The sequence below is a fragment of the Sphingobacterium litopenaei genome (assembly GCF_014692495.1).
GTDB lineage: Bacteria > Bacteroidota > Bacteroidia > Sphingobacteriales > Sphingobacteriaceae > Sphingobacterium > Sphingobacterium litopenaei.
The window spans coordinates 19,955-38,477 of record NZ_JACOIJ010000032.1 but is presented as its reverse complement, the minus strand read 5'-3'; the positions used below and the strand labels follow the sequence as shown (position 1 = coordinate 38,477).

24 protein-coding genes and 1 other RNA gene are annotated in these 18,523 nt (G+C 34.8%); 16 read left to right on the top strand and 9 right to left on the bottom strand.

Features of this window, described 5'->3' with window-relative positions; translation table 11 throughout:
• Window positions 1-146: 146 nt before the first annotated feature.
• Together H8B04_RS13890 and rnpB are read right to left on the bottom strand one after the other, a co-directional pair.
• Window positions 147-1,514: a sigma-54-dependent transcriptional regulator gene (locus H8B04_RS13890; RefSeq protein ID WP_165291488.1), complete on the bottom strand. Its 1,368-nt coding sequence runs from the start codon at window positions 1,512-1,514 to the stop codon at window positions 147-149.
• 60 nt (window positions 1,515-1,574) lie between these two features.
• Window positions 1,575-1,953: RNase P RNA component class A (rnpB, locus tag H8B04_RS13885), an RNA gene on the bottom strand.
• A gap of 210 nt (window positions 1,954-2,163) precedes the next feature.
• On the opposite strand from rnpB, the gene H8B04_RS17295 reads away from it, so the two are divergent.
• The gene (locus H8B04_RS17295) at window positions 2,164-2,280 is read left to right on the top strand and encodes an autophagy-related protein 27 (RefSeq protein WP_262891420.1); all 117 of its coding nucleotides are present in this window, start codon (window positions 2,164-2,166) and stop codon (window positions 2,278-2,280) included.
• 62 nt (window positions 2,281-2,342) lie between these two features.
• Here H8B04_RS17295 and H8B04_RS13880 read toward each other — a convergent pair whose 3' ends face one another.
• Entirely contained in the window at window positions 2,343-2,717 is a 375-nt protein-coding gene (locus tag H8B04_RS13880; protein ID WP_190302737.1) for an SPW repeat domain-containing protein, read from the bottom strand.
• A 219-nt stretch (window positions 2,718-2,936) separates the two neighbouring features.
• Here H8B04_RS13880 and H8B04_RS13875 point away from each other — a divergent pair, with 219 nt between their 5' ends.
• Genes H8B04_RS13875 through H8B04_RS13860 form a run of 4 tightly spaced genes read left to right on the top strand, consistent with a single transcriptional unit; the run spans window position 2,937 to window position 4,852 of the window.
• Window positions 2,937-3,311: a MauE/DoxX family redox-associated membrane protein gene (locus H8B04_RS13875; protein ID WP_190302736.1), complete on the top strand. Its 375-nt coding sequence runs from the start codon at window positions 2,937-2,939 to the stop codon at window positions 3,309-3,311.
• Window positions 3,312-3,333: 22 nt separating this feature from the next.
• Window positions 3,334-3,777, top strand: a complete 444-nt coding sequence (locus tag H8B04_RS13870; protein ID WP_190302735.1) for a VOC family protein — start codon at window positions 3,334-3,336, stop codon at window positions 3,775-3,777.
• Between the two features lie 4 nt (window positions 3,778-3,781).
• Entirely contained in the window at window positions 3,782-4,321 is a 540-nt protein-coding gene (locus tag H8B04_RS13865; RefSeq protein ID WP_165291492.1) for a DUF1697 domain-containing protein, read from the top strand.
• A 12-nt stretch (window positions 4,322-4,333) separates the two neighbouring features.
• Entirely contained in the window at window positions 4,334-4,852 is a 519-nt protein-coding gene (locus H8B04_RS13860; RefSeq protein ID WP_190302734.1) for an SRPBCC family protein, read from the top strand.
• A gap of 22 nt (window positions 4,853-4,874) precedes the next feature.
• On the opposite strand, the gene H8B04_RS13855 is transcribed toward H8B04_RS13860, so the two are convergent.
• Window positions 4,875-5,210: a HopJ type III effector protein gene (locus tag H8B04_RS13855; RefSeq protein ID WP_190302733.1), complete on the bottom strand. Its 336-nt coding sequence runs from the start codon at window positions 5,208-5,210 to the stop codon at window positions 4,875-4,877.
• Window positions 5,211-5,231: 21 nt separating this feature from the next.
• Here H8B04_RS13855 and H8B04_RS13850 point away from each other — a divergent pair, with 21 nt between their 5' ends.
• Window positions 5,232-5,684, top strand: a complete 453-nt coding sequence (locus tag H8B04_RS13850; RefSeq protein ID WP_190302732.1) for a copper resistance protein NlpE — start codon at window positions 5,232-5,234, stop codon at window positions 5,682-5,684.
• Between the two features lie 73 nt (window positions 5,685-5,757).
• Here the strand turns inward: H8B04_RS13850 and H8B04_RS13845 are convergent, their stop codons facing one another.
• Window positions 5,758-5,928 carry a hypothetical protein gene (locus tag H8B04_RS13845; protein WP_165291496.1) on the bottom strand — a complete coding sequence of 57 codons (171 nt, stop codon included), beginning with the start codon at window positions 5,926-5,928 and terminating at the stop codon, window positions 5,758-5,760.
• A gap of 137 nt (window positions 5,929-6,065) precedes the next feature.
• Between H8B04_RS13845 and H8B04_RS13840 the strand changes: the two genes are divergently transcribed.
• The 5 genes from H8B04_RS13840 (at window position 6,066) to H8B04_RS13820 (ending at window position 8,704) form a co-directional block, all read left to right on the top strand.
• Window positions 6,066-6,518, top strand: coding sequence for an SRPBCC domain-containing protein (locus H8B04_RS13840; protein ID WP_165291497.1), 453 nt, complete (start codon window positions 6,066-6,068; stop codon window positions 6,516-6,518).
• A 3-nt stretch (window positions 6,519-6,521) separates the two neighbouring features.
• Window positions 6,522-7,454: a DUF1801 domain-containing protein gene (locus H8B04_RS13835; RefSeq protein WP_190302731.1), complete on the top strand. Its 933-nt coding sequence runs from the start codon at window positions 6,522-6,524 to the stop codon at window positions 7,452-7,454.
• A gap of 88 nt (window positions 7,455-7,542) precedes the next feature.
• The gene (locus tag H8B04_RS13830; RefSeq protein WP_317170666.1) at window positions 7,543-7,875 is read left to right on the top strand and encodes an SRPBCC domain-containing protein; all 333 of its coding nucleotides are present in this window, start codon (window positions 7,543-7,545) and stop codon (window positions 7,873-7,875) included.
• Window positions 7,875-8,270, top strand: coding sequence for a VOC family protein (locus H8B04_RS13825; protein ID WP_190302730.1), 396 nt, complete (start codon window positions 7,875-7,877; stop codon window positions 8,268-8,270). The genes H8B04_RS13830 and H8B04_RS13825 overlap by 1 nt, the downstream gene beginning before the upstream one ends.
• Window positions 8,271-8,275: 5 nt before the next feature.
• A complete protein-coding gene (locus H8B04_RS13820) occupies window positions 8,276-8,704 on the top strand; it encodes a DUF1801 domain-containing protein (RefSeq protein WP_190302729.1) in 429 nt (142 codons plus the stop codon).
• A 57-nt stretch (window positions 8,705-8,761) separates the two neighbouring features.
• Here the strand turns inward: H8B04_RS13820 and H8B04_RS13815 are convergent, their stop codons facing one another.
• Window positions 8,762-9,430 (bottom strand): tetratricopeptide repeat protein, encoded by a 669-nt coding sequence (locus H8B04_RS13815; RefSeq protein ID WP_190302728.1) that lies wholly within the window; start codon window positions 9,428-9,430, stop codon window positions 8,762-8,764.
• Window positions 9,431-9,731: 301 nt separating this feature from the next.
• Between H8B04_RS13815 and lon the strand changes: the two genes are divergently transcribed.
• On the top strand, window positions 9,732-12,203 hold the full coding sequence (gene lon / locus H8B04_RS13810) for an endopeptidase La (RefSeq protein WP_165291503.1): 2,472 nt from the start codon (window positions 9,732-9,734) through the stop codon (window positions 12,201-12,203).
• A 70-nt stretch (window positions 12,204-12,273) separates the two neighbouring features.
• On the opposite strand, the gene H8B04_RS13805 is transcribed toward lon, so the two are convergent.
• Window positions 12,274-12,606, bottom strand: coding sequence for a TPM domain-containing protein (locus tag H8B04_RS13805; RefSeq protein ID WP_190302727.1), 333 nt, complete (start codon window positions 12,604-12,606; stop codon window positions 12,274-12,276).
• A 244-nt stretch (window positions 12,607-12,850) separates the two neighbouring features.
• A complete protein-coding gene (locus tag H8B04_RS13800) occupies window positions 12,851-13,243 on the bottom strand; it encodes a T9SS type A sorting domain-containing protein (RefSeq protein ID WP_190302726.1) in 393 nt (130 codons plus the stop codon).
• Window positions 13,244-13,489: 246 nt separating this feature from the next.
• Here H8B04_RS13800 and H8B04_RS13795 point away from each other — a divergent pair, with 246 nt between their 5' ends.
• On the top strand, window positions 13,490-15,433 hold the full coding sequence (locus H8B04_RS13795) for a KUP/HAK/KT family potassium transporter (RefSeq protein WP_190302725.1): 1,944 nt from the start codon (window positions 13,490-13,492) through the stop codon (window positions 15,431-15,433).
• A gap of 139 nt (window positions 15,434-15,572) precedes the next feature.
• Here the strand turns inward: H8B04_RS13795 and H8B04_RS13790 are convergent, their stop codons facing one another.
• Complete coding sequence (locus tag H8B04_RS13790) at window positions 15,573-17,258, bottom strand: amino acid permease (protein ID WP_190302724.1); 1,686 nt, start codon at window positions 17,256-17,258, stop codon at window positions 15,573-15,575.
• Window positions 17,259-17,496: 238 nt separating this feature from the next.
• On the opposite strand from H8B04_RS13790, the gene H8B04_RS13785 reads away from it, so the two are divergent.
• The 3 genes from H8B04_RS13785 (at window position 17,497) to H8B04_RS13775 (ending at window position 18,253) form a co-directional block, all read left to right on the top strand.
• Window positions 17,497-17,796, top strand: a complete 300-nt coding sequence (locus H8B04_RS13785) for a hypothetical protein (protein WP_190302723.1) — start codon at window positions 17,497-17,499, stop codon at window positions 17,794-17,796.
• Window positions 17,793-18,020, top strand: a complete 228-nt coding sequence (locus tag H8B04_RS13780; RefSeq protein WP_190302722.1) for a hypothetical protein — start codon at window positions 17,793-17,795, stop codon at window positions 18,018-18,020. The genes H8B04_RS13785 and H8B04_RS13780 overlap by 4 nt, the downstream gene beginning before the upstream one ends.
• 95 nt (window positions 18,021-18,115) lie before the next feature.
• The gene (locus H8B04_RS13775; protein ID WP_223815436.1) at window positions 18,116-18,253 is read left to right on the top strand and encodes a hypothetical protein; all 138 of its coding nucleotides are present in this window, start codon (window positions 18,116-18,118) and stop codon (window positions 18,251-18,253) included.
• Window positions 18,254-18,523 lie beyond the last annotated feature (270 nt).

Here is an 18,523-nt window from a genome sequence, read left to right as displayed (position 1 = left end):
AATAAGGACAACTAATAAACAATCTTCCAGAAATCCCTAAAACAAAAATGACTGAGTAAGCTTAATACTATACTCAGTCATTTTTTTAAGTCTCTTAAAAAAATAGAAACTTTTTCAGTGCCCTCGAAATATCACAACCTTTTTTGTTATATATATGCTCCAAATTTCTGAAGCTTATTTTTTAAATCATCTTCGGAAATACCAATGATATGTGCAGTCTTGCCAATATCGCCTCCATTCTTATTCAATTTATGCACTAAGAATTTCTCTTCGGCAAAATTCAAAAAGTCACCATACGTTTCCATTCGATCCAAATCAATCATAGATGTACCTGCTACTTTAGAATTGTGCGTTGATACCGAAGGGTTAGCAAACATATTGACATCCGTGTCAGTAATTTCTTTGCCGCTCAATATAATTAAACGTTCCACCATATTTCGAAGTTCACGGATATTACCTGTCCAAGGTAAAGCTTGCAAGGCTTTCATCGCATCGTTGGTAATTGGTTTTGTTGGAATATTATATTCTTCGCATATCTCGGTACAGAAGGAAGAGGCTAAAGTAGGAATATCGTCTCGACGCTCTGCCAATGAAGGCACATGAATCAATATCACACTCAAACGGTGATACAAGTCCATTCGGAAATTACCAGCATCTATTTCTTTCAACAAATCTTTGTTTGTCGCCGCTATCACACGTACATCTACCGATATTTCTTTCTCGCCTCCTACACGCGTAATTTTATTCTCTTGTAATGCACGTAATACTTTTGCTTGTGCAGAAAGACTCATATCACCTATTTCATCCAAGAATAAAGTACCGCCATTCGCTTGCTCAAACTTACCTATACGTTGTTTTACAGCTGAGGTAAAAGATCCTTTCTCATGACCGAATAATTCGGATTCAATCAATTCAGAAGGAATAGCAGCACAATTTACCTCAATCAAAGGCGCGGAAGAACGGTTAGATTTCTCATGCAACCATCGCGCAACTAATTCTTTACCCGAACCATTAGCTCCAGTGATTAATACACGTGCATCTGTGGGTGCTACTTTATCAATGCTGTCTTTTATTAAAGAAATTCCATGCGAGTCGCCCAAAATTTCTTTTGTTTTTGAAACTTTGCGCTTCAAAACTTTTGTTTCTTTCACTAAAGTTCCTTTTTCCAAGGCATTACGTACCGTAATCAAAAGCCTGTTCAGATCCAAAGGTTTTTCCAAGAAATCAAAAGCGCCTTTACGTGCAGCCTCCACGGCAGTTTCAATAGTTCCGTGTCCCGATATCATAATGAATGGGACATCTGAAAATTCTTTAGCTCCGCTAAGTACTTCCATGCCATCCATTTTATTCATTTTAATATCACAAAGCACAAGATCAATCTTGTCCTTTTTCAATATTTCCAATCCATCGGCACCATTATCAACATCCAACACCTTGTAATCTTCGTATTCTAAAATATCGCGAAGAGAGCTTCGTATCGGTCGTTCGTCATCAATAATTAAAACTGTCGCCATAATGTGTCTGTATATATTTTTGATTGGTTAACAAAATAAGAAAATATGTAGGAAAAACAAAAAGAAGCAAACCTTATAAGCCGGGTTCTGTATCCTTAAGTAAGGATTTCTATCATTTATCTAGGCTTGCACTCACGCACAAGCTCCATCAACCTACCCATTGTGAGTTCTCCGAAAAGAAAAAGACGAGCAGCCCTTGATTCTCACAACCTATTTGGTTTTTCAACACACGAGGTTTACCGTAATGTATGTCACCATACAAGACCGTGAGCTCTTACCTCACGTTTTCACCCTTACCCTACATTAAAGTAAGGCGGTATATTCTCTGTGGCACTTTCTGTCTACCCAAAGGTATCCTTCCCGTTAGGAAGCGTGTCGCTCTATGTTGCCCGGACTTTCCTCTCTCCCATTACAGGACAGCGATAGAACCAGTTTGCTTCAACTGCAAATGTACTGCAATTATTCGTATTCATAGTAGAAATCATTAAACAATTTAAAATGGAAATTTATTTTAACTCATTAAACAGGTAGAATGAGCAAATGTTCAATCTTTCTTTTAAATGTCTTCTATAAAATTGACTGAAATAATTATGATTTTATGGAGCAACTAAAGTACATATAAGCTGTTCATTAACTGAACTAAAGGACAATGCGTATGTTTTTCTCCATTTTATTCGGTGTAGTATTTGTTGCTGTGGTGTTGTATTTGATTTTCAGAAAACAGAAAAAACGTGAAGTAAACCCACGAAGAGATGACTACATCTAGATGTAAAAAAGTTGTATTAAAATGAAAAATCCCTCACAGAAGTTGGCGAGGGATTTTCATTATTAGCTATTTTCTACAATTAAAGCTTCCTTCTTTACATAACCCTTTGTCCACATTCCTGCTCCTAAAGCGGAGAAGCCCATTACTATATGAAATAAGAATGTTTCTCCATAAAAACCTAAGAGCCAAGGAGAAATAATTAAAAATAACCCCAAAAGAATATCTGTCATAAGATGTATTCGCATTGGAATCAATCGTACAACACCATATTCATAACGAGTCAGAAGAGACATCACTAATATCATAACGCCCACAAAAATGGATAGCCATTTTGCGGTAGGAACATCACTGAATTTGAAAAGCCATGGGCTAACCAAAAAAATTAGAGCAGTTCCGTAATCTATATACGCATGTACTGTAGTTGGTATCTTTTTCATAGCATTATAGTTTATATATTTAAACATTTAGCCTATAAATAGTTCAAGATTTTTAGTCATATCCGTATGTTTTACTATAGAATAGAGTACTTAAGGAAAGTCCATAGGTATATAACTAATCATTAACGATTTATTTCTTTTCTTATGCAAAGTTTTTTCACTTAAATTTATAATAGATTTAACAGTCTATTATTTCTTCTTTAACCTAATTAAATAAATATGAGAATCTTTAAATTTATTGTCTGTCTACTTACTGGCCTAATGTTTATTAACGCCGGTTTAAATAAACTCTTCCACTACATTCCTACGCCAGAACTCAGTGAGCAATTACAAAAAGTAGATGCTGCTTTTGCAACTATAGAATGGTTAATGCCACTTATTGCTATAGTAGAAATCATTGGAGGAATCCTTTTTATTATCCCAAAAACAAGAGCTTTAGGAGCTATTATACTGTTTCCTTTAATAGTGGGTATTATATTACAACACATTTATTACGCTCCAAAGGGATTAATATTAGCATTAGTATTTTTTGCGGTAATTCTCTGGGTTATTATTGATAATAGAAATAAATATCTCACGTTAATAGAGAAATAACTAACCTAATAAACTTATAACGATGATAAAAGTACATTCATATCTTAATTTTAACGGAAATTGCGAAGCAGCTTTCAATTTCTATAAACAAGTTTTTAATGCTGAATTTTCTGGCATATATCGTTTTGGAGACATGCCAGAAGATCCTAATTATCCCATTCCAGAGGCAGACAAGGATAAAGTAATGCATGTTGGCTTACCTATAAATGAATACACAATGCTAATGGGCTCCGATTGTTTGGAGAGTTTTGGACAAATGGCTATTTCAGGAAGCACAACGTATATAATGCTCGATGTGGAAACTGCTTATGAGGCTAAATCCCTTCATGATGCCTTATCTGTGAATGCTCAAAAAATTGAAATGGACCTTGGCGAAACATTTTATGCCGAACTCTTTTCTTCCTTTGTCGATCAGTTTGGAATTGCATGGATGATTCATTTCGAAGGAAATAAAAAATTTGACTAATTGGATGACGACCTATATAATACTGTTGCGCGCCGTCAATGTTTCAGGAAAAAATATTATCAAAATGGCTGAATTAAAAAGTCATCTTGAGAATACTTCTTTTCAAAGTGTGAAAACTTATATACAGAGTGGAAATATCATCTTAAAATCCGATTTGAATAAGACAGAAGTACAAAAAAATGTAAGCCAGCTTATAAAAAAAGGATTTGATTTGGATGTACAAGTATTTGTACTTACCAAAGAAGAATTACAAACTATTATTGCTCATAATCCTTTTCCTGAAACATATCCACCAAACAAAGTATACATAACAATATTAGATCATGTGCCTTCAAAGGAAAATATGGAAAAATTCTCAAACATTGACTTAGCTGAGGAACAATATGTATTGACCAATGACATCTTTTATTTTTATGTGCCTGAAGGAATGGCTAACGCAAAACTTTCTAATCCTTTTATTGAAAATAAATTGAAAGTAAAGGCAACTGGAAGAAACCTTAATACAATATTAAAATTACAAAACCTTGCTGATCAAATAAACTAACCTATATTTTGTATGAAAATTTTAAAATATATACTTGTCACCTTGCTTGTTTTGGTAGGAATAGTATTAATAATTGCAGCTATTTTACCAAAAACTTTTCACGCAGGAAGCGAATTAATTGTCAACAGAAATGCTAATGAAGTATTTGACTACGTAAAACAAATCAAAAAGCAGGGGGAATATGACAATTGGTCACGCCAAGACCCTAATATCCAAAAGGAATATGTGGGAGAAGATGGCACTGTAGGATTTACGTATACCTGGAAAAGTGATAAGGTAGGCTATGGCAAACAAGTAATCACCAATGTAATCGAAGGCAAACGCGTAGAAATGGATCTATATTTTGATAACTCAGAAGAAGCCAATAAATCGTTTATTGCGGTAGATTCTGTAGGTCCAAATCAAAGCAAGGTAACTTGGCAAATAGATGGAAAAATTCCTTTTCCATTCAACATTTTCACTTTGTTTTACGACATGAGCGAAGATTTCAATCAAGGATTGGTTAATTTGAAAAACAATCTCGAAAAATAAATCGAAGAGTAGGCTCTTCGATTTATTTACTCGAAAGCACTTCTTTTTCGAAAGATACACCGTCCCAACCATTGACTAGGAATTGGCGGATGTTTTGGTGATCAGTTCCATCAGGAGTAGATAAAACTGCATCGAAATGTTCCGCGAAAAGTTGTAAAGTATCATCTTGGAAAAGATAATTCAGCTTTGCAAAATATAATACACGTGCACTTCCTTGATTTTCACTTTCCCCATTTTTTTGACTACCATTGGTAAATGCAGAAGGTGTATAATCATATCGTTCTTCGATATACGCTAAAACATCTTTGAAGACTATTTGTTTAGCTTTTAATTCTTGTAATAAATCTTGTAGATTCATAAACAAATATACTTTATTAAAATGCATACTATGAAAAATACTTCTTTATTATTATCAGGATGTTTAATAGCATTGTGTATAAGTTGTCAAAATAACAATGGAAAAACAGAACAACAAGAACATGAAGACAGTATCTCTGTACATGATGAACATACTTCACAAACTTCATTAGATTGGGCTGGTACTTATCAAGACACAATACCTTGTGCGGATTGTCCAGGAATCCTTACAACCATAAAGCTTTATGAAAATGGAAACTACACTTATAATGCAGAGTATCTGGAGCAAAATACTACCTTACAGGATTCTGGTCAATTTATGTGGCATGAGAACGGAAGCGTGGTACATTTAAAAGGAAAAAATGTAGATACAAAATATAAAGTTGGAGAAAATACACTTTATCAAACTGACACCGAGGGAAAAGTGATAGAAGGTGAAATGGCAGAAAAATACACGCTACATAAAGTATTCTAAAAAAAGAAAGGTTGCTTCTTTTTAGAGCAACCTTACAAATTGTAAGTACCAATTACAATTACCAAACAAAGATCTATTTTTTACCACCACGTAAAAGAGCTACTAAAAGTAAAATAAATACCGCTGCGCCTACAATCCAGACCCAAGGTCTTGCAAACAAATTGTCATCATCTTTATTAATGTCTACATCTATATCCAATCCTTTATCTTGTGCAAAAGTCTGGATAGACGTAAAAACGAACATAATTAACATTAATGATCGTTCCCATGATAGTGTGATAAACTTTTTCATAATGAAATATTAGAATTTATAATTTATAGTAAAACACAGAACAACATATAATTGTTCTAAAAGGGCAAAAATTTTTAATAAATTACAATATGAAAGATGAATTAACTGCTAAAGCATCCATACAGATTTCCAAACCTATAGAGGTGGTATACGAGGCAATAGTTGACCCAAATAAAATGAGCAATTATTTTATAGAACGCGGCTCGGGACGATTGAATGAAGGAAAGACTGTAGAATGGAAATTTCCTGAGTTTGAGGACGTATTTCCAGTACAAGGAAAATTAACCCAACCACATGATTATATTTCTTTTGATTGGAGTGGTGGAAACCCAGATATGTTAGTCGAAATATTTTTGGAAAAAACTTCGCCTATGACAACTGTGGTTCGTGTCAAAGAAAGTAAATTTAATGATGATAGTAGTGGTATCATACAAGCATTAGGGCAAACTGAAGGTTGGGCAAACTTTTTAGCTTGCCTTAAAGCTTATTTAGAATATGATATCAATCTTCGAAAAGGAGCGTTTGATTTTATGAAACCATAAAATATGAATAAGGATTTTGAAAATATAGACGAATATATCGCGCTACAGGAACCTTTGCACCAAAAGAAACTAATGCAATTGCGCTCAATAATAGCCGAGATTGTTCCCGAAGGAACTAAAGAAACGATTTCTTACAAAATACCAACGTTCAGATTGAATGGCAATCTTATTCATTTTGCTCAATTTAAAAATCACATAGGCATTTATCCAGGATCTGAAGCCATTGAAGCTTTTCAAGAAAGACTTCATTCTTACAAAACTTCTAAAGGCGCTATTCAGATTCCCAATAGTAGCCCTATAGATAAAGATTTGATATACGATATTGTTCAATATAATATTGAAATTCTACGCCAGAAAAAATCACCAAATTGGACGAGTTACCAAAATCAATGGCAAGAACTTTACGAGAAAATGAATGTAACCATCTCCAAATTAAATCTTAAAAAAGAGATAAAATGGGGCATGGATATTTATACTTTCGAAAGGAAGAATGTGCTGGGTTGGGCTGGATTTAAAAATTTCTTTTCAATTTGGTTTTATAATGGCGTGTTCTTGAGCGACCCATACAGCGTATTAGTCGCAGCAACAGAAGGAAAAACCAAGTCATTGCGCCAATGGAGATTGAAGAACGCGAATGAATTCGATGAGAAAAAAATTATAGAATATATTGAAGATAGCATTCAAACCATAAAAGATGGAAAATTTGTTCCTGCAGAAAAAGGAATAAAAAAAGAAGCAGAAGGTGTCTTGAAAGATGAATTGCTAATAAATAAAGTACTTAAGCAAGCCTTCGAAAAATTAACACCTGGAAAACAAAAAGAATACATAGAATATATCGAGGAAGCCAAACAAGAAAAAACTAAACTTACGCGCTTAGAGAAAATCATTCCCTTTATTTTGGGCGGAAAAGGTTTAAATGATAAATATAAACGCTAATTATATGGAAAAAACTGTTGTTCACATAGAGGCAGAAGTAAATGCGCCTTTACAGAAAGTATGGGATGATTATAATTCGCCATAAGCAATAACTAAATGGAACCAAGCAAGTGCAGATTGGTATTGTCCCTCGTCTACCGTGGATTTACGTACAGGAGGTAGATTCCAGAACAGAATGGAAGCTAAAAACGGTAGTTTTGGTTTTGATTTTGAAGGAGAATATCTAGAAGTCTTACCGCTTCAAAAAATCGTTTACCGAATGGATGACGACAGAAAAGTATGGATAGATTTTATTGAAGAGGGCGATAACACGAGATTAAAAATAGACTTCGAAGCAGAAGATATGAATCCTGTGGAACTTCAAAAAGAAGGTTGGCAAGCAATCTTGAATAGTTTTAAAAATTATACAGAAAACAATTGATGAGTAACGAAAAACCTAAAAACGGTCAACTTTATTGGACTGATATGACTGTGGATAATCCTGCAGAAGTAAAAGAATTTTACAAACAAATCTTTGGCTGGCATGAAATGGAAGTTCCCATGAAGGATGGCGATGAATCCTATGTGGATTACGGAATGGCTGTAGACCCATCGACCGCTGCTGGAGGAATATGTCACAATAGAGGCAAAAACAAAGGCATTCCACCCCAATGGATTTCCTATTTTTATATTGATGATGTCGAAAAAGCATTGCAGACTTGTATAGAATTGGGTGGAGAATTATTAAAAGAAAACCGAAAGAAAGACGGGACTCTAAGTTTTGCCATCGTCAAAGATCCGCAAGGAGCTGTTTTCGGAATGGGAAATCTTACTTAATTCTTATGTCAGTAAATAAAACACACTATACTGAAGCGAATGTTCTAGCTTTTATTGAGACTGTTGACAATCTACAGAAGAAAGAAGATAGCCTTCGACTAATCGAATTAATGGAAACAGCTTTGGGAGAGAAAGCAAAAATGTTTGGACCTTCCATAATAGGTTTTGGAAAATACCATTATAAATACGACTCGGGTCACGAAGGTGAAGCGCCGATTTTAGGATTCTCACCACGAAAAGCCGCCATCTCTTTATATTTGTATTCAGGCAGCGCTGAACAAGACGGCTTCTTAACTCAACTCGGTAAATTCAAGATGGGAAAAGCTTGTATTTACGTCAAAAAACTAAGCGATATTAACTTAGAAATTCTTCAAAAACTCATGGCTTCTTCGATTGATTTTATTTCTAAAAAATATCAAAGAATACTTGAATAATATATAAAATAAAAGCTGCACTCTCGTGCAGCTCTCCTCTTTAATTGTTGTTTGTTGTTATTTTAAAAGATCTCTATATACTTTAGCTTTTTTAAGCTCTGTTTGAATATCTTTTCTGTTCGAGTCGTAAGCCAAAACTTTTTCGTAATCCGCTACAGCTTTATTATAAGCGTCTGTTGCAGCTTGTTTATTGTATCCTTTAGCTCCTTCTGTACCTTTCAAAATTCCTAAATCTCTATAAGCTACAGCACGATTTTGATATAATTTTGCATCGCTAGCATTAATAGCAATGGCTGCTGAATAGTCCGCTACTACAGATTTTAACAATTGTTCTTTTTGCGCCACCGTCAATTTTGATTCTTTCTCTACTGCTAATACGTTGTTTGCTTTTGCTTTGTAATATAAAGCATTTGCATTTTTAGCGTCCAATGCAACCACTTTGCCAAAAGTTTCTGCAGCTTTTTTGAAATCTGCAGACTGGAATTGAGAATATCCTAATAAATAAAGAACGTTAGGATCGCTAGCTTCAGCAGGTAAGGCTTTTTCTAAGTGCGTGACAGCCGATTTAAAATCTCCATCCAAAAGTGCTTTTTGGCCTAAGCGCACATTTGGATTTTTGTGTTCCTCTTGCTGCGCAGATACTGTCATTGTCAACATAGCTAAAGCTAAAGTTGACAAGCCGATTTTCACTGATTTTAATCTGCTACTCAAATTGTTAAAATTCATATCGTGTATTTTTAATTGTTTCTATCCTGATTAGAGTAAAGTTGGGACATTAAGTTTAAGGTATCAATAAATACTTATAAACATTTCCACATTATACATGTTCTTTTACTCAAATGGTAATTTTATATTCTGCCATAAATCGAATATATTGCTGACGAATTAGCAGAAAACTGCATTCATATAGCATAAATGATACCAAATTTGTATTTGGCATTCCACTTGCAATATACTATAACACATCATAAAGTCTAAAATAAATACAAACGTCTGACATCTTGTCGGATAAGGAACGAAATATCATATGAGTAAATTTAACACATTCGACTTCAATCAAGCTATTCCGATTATTAGTGAGGATACGGAGTTTTTTCCATTGTTGAGTCAGCAAGATGAAGATGAAATGCGAAACGAAGATATACCTGAAATTTTAGCTATTCTGCCGTTACGAAATACTGTTTTATTCCCTGGCGTCGTAATTCCTATTACTGTAGGTCGCGACAAATCTATAAAATTGGTAAAAGAAGCCTACAAAGGCGACAAAACTATAGGGGTTGTAGCGCAAAAAGATATGAGCGTCGAAGACCCAAATTTTGAGCAGTTGCACAAAATTGGTACCGTAGCCAATATTATTAAAGTATTGCAAATGCCGGATGGAAATACAACCGTTATTATCCAAGGTAAACAACGCTTTAAACTGAATGAATTAGTACAATCTGAACCTTATGTAAAAGCCAAAGTAGAACGCTTTGCCGAAGAAAAGCCCAAAACGAGCAGTAAAGAGTTCAAAGCTCTAATTTCTTCCATCAAAGAACTGGCTTTACAGATTATTCAATTGTCACCAAATCTCCCTTCCGAAGCTGGAATTGCGATTAAAAACATTGAAAGCCCTACTTTCTTAGTGAATTTCATTTCTTCTAATCTTGCGTTAGAACTTCCATCTAAGCAAGAATTGTTGGAGTTGAAAGACTTTGTAAAGAGAGCGAAACTTTTATTGGAGCATCTGACTACTGAAGTACAGATGTTGGAATTGAAGAATCAAATCCAAAATAAGGTGCGCATTGATTTAGATAAACAACAACGAGATTATTATTTAAATCAGCAGCTAAAAACTATTCAAGAAGAATTAGGTGGAAATACGCCTGATTTGGAAATTGAAAACCTTAAAATCAGAGCAAAAGCTAAAAAGTGGCCAGATGATGTCAACAAGCATTTCGATAAAGAAATTGAAAAACTGGCACGCATAAATCCCGCTGCAGCGGATTATTCTGTCCAATTGAATTATTTGGAATTGCTTTTAGACTTACCTTGGGGTGAGTTTACCAAAGATAAATTTGATTTAAATCGTGCTGTAAAAGTATTGGATAAAGATCATTATGGTTTAGAGAAAGTGAAGCAACGTATCATTGAATATTTGGCCGTATTGAAGCTGAAAAATGATATGAAAGCTCCTATCCTATGTCTAGTAGGTCCTCCAGGAGTGGGTAAGACTTCTTTAGGAAAATCTATTGCCAAAGCTTTAGGTCGTAAATATACACGTATGGCATTGGGTGGTGTACGTGACGAAGCTGAAATACGCGGTCACCGTAAAACCTATATTGGTGCTATGCCCGGTCGTATTATCCAATCGTTGAAAAAAGCAGGAACTTCCAATCCAGTATTTGTTTTGGATGAAATTGACAAATTAGGAGCTGATTTCAAAGGTGATCCTTCTTCAGCATTATTGGAAGTACTAGATCCAGAGCAAAATACGCATTTCTACGACCATTATGTGGAAATGGAATATGATTTGTCAAAAGTTATGTTTATTGCGACAGCCAATTCATTAAGTTCTATTCAACCTGCTTTGTTGGACAGAATGGAAATTATTGAAGTAAATGGTTATACCATTGAAGAGAAAATCGAGATTGCTAAAAAACACCTTTTGCCTAAGCAACGTGACATGCATGGATTACAAGCAAAAGAAGTAAGCTTGTCGGGTAAGATTATTGAAAAAATCATAGAAGAATATACCAGAGAATCTGGTGTCCGTGGTTTAGAGAAAAAAATTGGTTCTATAGTGCGTGGTGTAGCCACTAAGATAGTAATGGAAAAACCTTACTCGCCTAATGTGAATGCAGAAATGGTCGAAGAAGTATTAGGTGCACCAATTTTTGATAAAGATATCTACGAAAATAATGATGTAGCTGGAGTAGTAACTGGTCTAGCTTGGACAGCCGTAGGTGGAGATATTTTATTTATCGAATCCAGTTTAAGTCCAGGAAAAGGAAAATTAAGCCTTACAGGTAATTTGGGGGATGTAATGAAAGAATCTGCTGCTATTGCAATGGCGTATTTACGCTCACATGCAGAAGATTTTGGCATCAATTACAAAGTTTTCGATACTTGGGATGTGAATATTCACGTACCCGCTGGGGCAACACCGAAAGACGGTCCATCCGCAGGGGTTACCATGTTGACAGCTTTGACATCATTATTTACACAACGTAAAGTGAAAGAAAAGTTGGCGATGACTGGTGAAATTACACTACGCGGCAAAGTCTTGCCTGTAGGTGGAATCAAAGAAAAAATTCTTGCGGCTAAGCGTGCAAACATTAAAGAGATCATTCTATGTAAATCCAATCAAAAGGATATTCTAGAAATAAAAGAAGATTATATCAAAGACATGAAATTCCATTATGTAACCGAAATGTCGGAGGTAATCAATATCGCATTGACCAAAAACAAAGTCAAAAATCCAAAAGATATTGAACGATTCTTAGAGACATCGAAGTAATGAATACTTAGTCAAAAAATAAAATCGGCGTTTTTCATTTGAAAAACGCCGATTTTTTATTTTGATGGATTTAGGAATAAGTATTATTTATGTTGATGGGATGGGATGGTATATTATTCCAAACTCTAATTAATTCATTCGTAGCTTGGTTTATCCCCTCAAAATATTTACCATATCTTAATTGAGGCATTATTTTGTTATCCAGAATCTGTTGACATATACTATCCGTAATTATTTTTTCTGTTCCTAATCCTGTACATATTCGAATCCTCCTTAAATTTGGAGAAATAACTATACTTAAGCCATTATCACTTCCTTTCTGACCCACTCCCCAATATTTGGAAAGTTCAAGTGCATACTCATCAAAATTTGAATCAGTTACTTCTTTAAAATTTAAAGTCACCCATATATTTGATTCGTTGTCATATGGTCAAAATCTTTCAACTTATTATCTAAATAAAGTTCTTCCTCATCACTAAGAATATTCGCGAAATCATTCACATAACCTTGCGCTGCTGGGAATTTAATATTTAGGGTATTTGTTGAACTACCTATATTATTACTTTGATGAGAAGTTAAACAAGAATGAAATAAAAAAATAAAGAAAATTAGTATAAGAAATTGTATGAAACTTCTTCGCATGAAGATTATTTAATAGAAATCCTTTTTACAACAGTTTCAGATCCAGAAGCTACACGTAAGAAGTAAAAGCCTGGTGTTACTTTTTCATTCGAATCAAAAAGATGATTTTGATTTCCTTCATCCAATGTACCATTAAACAAATGTAACACTTCATTACCTAGCGCATCCATTAATTTAATTGTTACAGAAGACTGTTTCGCTAAATTAAATGAAACTACGATTTGTTCTACTACAGGATTGTAAGAAGCCTTAACATTATTTATAATTTTATCCGAATTCTCCTTATCATGGTCAATTACTTTTGATGTAACCACTTGAGGAGGAGTAGATGCCATTACGGCAGAACCAAAAATTCCAAAAGAGAATATGGCTAGAGTAATCACTCTAACTTTAAACATATTACACACTTTTGCAAAATTCATATTCATCTTTTCTATTCGACTATTAATGATGGTTGTGGTTTAAAGATTGATATCTTCTTAAATACTTAATCGATTACACAAATGTAACTCGATTTTGGTTATCAGCACATAAAAATAAATATTTTTTTTTAAACAATTAACAATTTTTAACAAGTTTATTCGTTATGTCGAAGAATTGCTATAAATTGGCTCCCGAAATAGATATAATAAGATAGAAAACATATGGGTTCCCACCATACTCAACATTTAAATCGGCTTAGCGGAGCTGGTTTATTAATCTCTCTAGGCATTATTTTTGGAGACATAGGTACTTCTCCATTATATGTTTTCAAAGCGATTTTTAATAAAGGAATAATAGACAAAGATTTAGTCATTGGGTGCGTATCTTGTGTCCTATGGACATTAACCATTCAAACTACTATTAAATACGTACTAATCACTTTAAATGCAGATAACAAAGGCGAGGGTGGAATTTTGTCATTATATTCATTAGTTCGACGTAAAGCCAAATGGCTTATCATTCCTGCTGTAGTGGGAGCTTCTACCCTCCTTGCAGATGGTATGATTACACCCGCTATTACTATTTCGTCAGCTATTGAAGGATTGGCCATTTTTAATCCTGACATACCTACTGTTCCAATTGTCATTGCAATTATATCCTTTTTATTCCTTATTCAACGCTTCGGAACATCTATTGTTGGTAGAGTTTTTGGTCCATTAATGCTGTTGTGGTTTAGTACCATCGGAATATTAGGATTGAATGCCTTAGGTCAAGCTCCTGAAATTCTAAAAGCTTTTAACCCTTTCTATGCATTTAATACGCTTCTGTCACATCCTGATGCGCTATTGATTGTAGGGGCAGTATTTTTATGTACGACAGGTGCAGAAGCTCTGTATTCGGATATGGGGCACTGTGGAAAAGCCAATATTCGCGTGAGTTGGATTTTGGTAAAAATAACCTTGATACTTAATTATCTAGGACAAGGCGCGTGGTTAATAGCACATACCGGTCAAAATATTGGCGATACGAATCCTTTCTATTCCATTATGCCAAGCTGGTTCGTAGTCTACGGAATTGGAATAGCTACTATTGCTGCTGTAATTGCGAGTCAAGCCATGATTACTGGCTCTTTTACGCTTATAGCCGAGGGGGTACGCTTAAATATTTGGCCAAAAGTTGCTATTCGCTATCCAAGTAATCAGAAAGGACAATTGTATGTTCCGTCTATTAATATGATATTATTTGTCGGCTGTATGCTAATTATCTATGTCTTTGAGAAATCAAGCAATATGGAAGCGGCGTATGGTCTTGCCATCAACTTAACGTTTCTATCTACTACGATTTTGATGATTTATTTCATGCTTAGACGTAGAATTAATAAGATTTTAATCGCTTTATTTGGAGTCATTTATTTTACAATAGAAATCACGTTTTTAATTGGTAATGGAGCAAAAATAGCACATGGTGGTTGGTTAACACTTTTACTGGCGGCAAGTATATTTTTGGTTATGTATGCGTGGTTTAGGGCTAGAAAAATCAAAAATGAATTTGTGCGTTTTGTGCATATTCAAGATTATTATTCTATAATAGAAGAATTGAGCAGAGACACTTCAGTGCCTACCTTTGCATCACAATTGGTTTATTTGACTAGTGCCAACAACAAACGTGAAATAGAAGCAAAAATCATGTATTCTATTATCAACAAAAAACCTAAGCGTGCAGATGTGTATTGGTTTGTACACGTGGATGTGACCGATGCGCCTCATGGACGTGAATATGTCGTAGAACAATTGATTCCAGGTAAACTTATTCGCATTGATTTTAAATTAGGTTTCCGCGAAGAACAACGTATTAGTTTGTTATTCCGTAAGGTGGTCGAAGAAATGGTCAAAAACAAGGAAGTGGATATTATCAGTCAGTACGACACGTTGAAAAAACACAATATACCTGGGGATTTTAACTTTGTGGTCTTAGAGAAAGTGTTCACAAAGACGACAGATTTAAGTTGGCCAAACCGTATAATCATGGAAATTTACCGCATGTTAAGACGCTTCAGTTTGAGTGAGGAAAAAGGTTTTGGGTTGGATAGCAGCTTTGTGACGTTGGAACGTGTCCCATTAAATATTCCAAACACAGAAAATATTCAAATGCATAGGATACATTAAGGGAAGTAAGAAATAAGAAGTGAGACGTGAGAAATCAAAAGGGTAAATTAACAAATAAAAATACCTTCATCATTTTTACACCTTTATTAAACAAGAAAGCCACTTCAATGAAGTGGCTTTTCTGATATATTATATTTCACTATTCATGCGTACGCACTTTTGAGTTTTTATAACCATAAAGGAAATAAATCACTAAACCTGCTATCAACCACAATATAAAGATGATCCAGTTGCTAGCGCCAAGTTCTGACATCAAATAAAGATTGATCAAAATCCCAATAACAGGTAACAACGAAAAATTGTGTTTAAATGCTAAAATACTCAATGTAAGCCAAGTCAGCCAGAAAATCAACACTAATGATTTGTGCAAGATCACTTTTCCCGCACCTAATGTTTTCCATTCTGCCAGACTATCCTGTCCATAAATATACATCAAGATTAGCCCGATCACAAAACCAATACCAACTAAATACTTACCGTTGATATAAGGAACTCTAAATTTAGATTTTGCAGAAAGACCTGATTTATCCATATATAGCACACCAGCACATACTAAAATAAACGCGAAGAAAGTTCCTACGGAAGTTAAATCTACGAAGAAATCCATCTTAAAAAATAAAGCTGGAATGGCTACTACAAAACCTGTTACAATAGTTGCAAAGGAAGGTGTCTTGTATTTTGGATGAATTGTAGCAAATTTCTTCCATAAAAGACCATCACGGCTCATCGTCATCCAAATGCGTGGTTGTGCTAATTGGAATACCAATAACGCACTTGTAATCGCAATTACTGATGTTACAGAGATAATCCCAGCCATATGATCAAAGCCTACATATTCAAATACATACGCTAAGGGATCTTTTACATTCAATTCCGTGTAATTAACCATACCAGTTAATACCAAAGTAATTAAAACGTATAGCACCGCACAGATAACCAAACAGTAAATCATCGCTTTTGGCAAATCGCGCTGAGGATTTTTACACTCTTCGGCAGTAGTAGAGATGGAGTCAAAACCAATAAAAGCAAAGAATACAGCTGCTACCCCACTCATCACCCCTGTTAATCCATTAGGTGCAAAAGGCGTCCAGTTTTCTGGTTTGACATAGAAAATACCCCCAACAATTACCGCGATAATAATCCCTATCTTGATCATGACCATAATATTGCTGGCACGTTGAGATTCTTTAATTCCGATATATACTAACCAAGTTACCAATACCGTAATTATTCCGGCTGGCAAGTCAAATACTACAGGAATATCTCCAATACGAGGCGCTGTTTCGTAGGCTTGCAAAGCAATTTTGTCTATCCCTGTTAAATTGTCGGCACCGACTTCCAACATCTTGGCATGGGCTTCAATAGCATATCCCGGAGCCATAGTCAGCCATTTGGGGATATGAAATCCAAAACCTTCGCACATAGATACAAAATACTGCGACCATGAAATTGCTACAACCATATTGGATACCGCATATTCCAACACTAACGCCCAGCCAATGATCCAAGCAAACAATTCTCCAAATGCGACATACGCGTAAGTATAAGCAGATCCTGAAACAGGTACTGTACTTGCAAATTGAGCGTATGATAAAGCGGTGAAAACACAGGCAAAAGCGACAAAGACAAATAACATGGATACGGCTGGACCACCATTGAAAGCTGCTAACCCGATGGTACTAAAAATTCCCGCACCTACAATGGCTGCAATACCTAATGATACTAAATCGCGAACCCCTAAAATTTTAGCCAATCCACTTCCTTTGGTCTCGGAATCTAGTAATATTTGGTCAACACTTTTCTTTTTGAAAAGCTGATTCTTCATATAATAAAGTTAATTATCAAATAGTTATACTGTCACCTATTCGATCGATGTAAAATATTTGTAAATCTTTTTTTTAAAAGCCCGTCTTGACTTGACGTTGTAAACAAATGTCTAAAAAATATTAAATTTTATTGCATATCAATTTTGATATATCAATAGATGTTTTTATGTTTGTATCAACATATCAATTTTGAGTAGTTGTGATATTTGTTTGACTTGACAATTAAACTTATATCACATGAACACAAGAACGATAAACACAAACACCCAAAGTACTGGTGCTCCATTAGCGCCATCTACTCTCCTATTCTCTCACGAAAGCCTTATCGAACTCGGTTTTGATTTTATGGGCTTTTGCTGGGGATGGAATAATAAGCCTTACCATCAAATCGATACTCAGATTGGGGAATTATGCATCGTTAATTATAGCGAGGTATATCTAGTACGCAAACGTGAGGAGCTTCTTGCTCGTATAGATACTCTCGATAAGCTTAAGCAATTCGTTTCACTTATTTCTAACTTGGAGGTACTGCCATGAAACCTACACAATTTGAAAGATTAGCAAACCTAGAGAAGGGTATTGCAAAATTACAACGAGGAGAGCGTGTAATGGCTAGCCGTGTTGTAAGTGAGGACAGAATGGTACAGATTAATAGCAAGGTAGTAATTGCTGTAAAAGCTAGAGATAGCCGTTCTGACGAACAGATACGTCGAGAATGGATTTTAAAACATAGGTATCAATCAATGCTCAAAAGGGCTTAAATAGAAAGAAGATGGAAAACACCCTATTAACCGAGATAATGGTATTGAGAGAGAAAAATACAGAGCTGGTGGAGATGTTGAAGGAAGCTAAGTCAATGATTGGCAAACTGAGACGCTCAATATCTGTACATCCTGACTGCACTATAGGTAGTGAGTTTGACGACTACACAACTGATGCGCAAAACTTGGAGGACGAAATCGAATCATTAATCAATCCAAATATTACGGAATGAGAAATTACCTACCACCCTCCATTACTGTACAGATAGTAGAGTTAGAGGGGATGAATTTTGAACTGAAAGGAGAAACTAAGTAATGGAAAATCAAACTACAAATTCAAATAAAGCAAATACACTGCTGACAATGCAAGAATCAAAATAATTACTGTAAGTATTTTGATTGTGTTAAATGTTGCTCTCATATATCAAGTATTAATTGATGTAAAAATATATCATCAAGGTTAAGGCAATTTTAACAAATGAATATTTAAAAAGTTTTTGTGG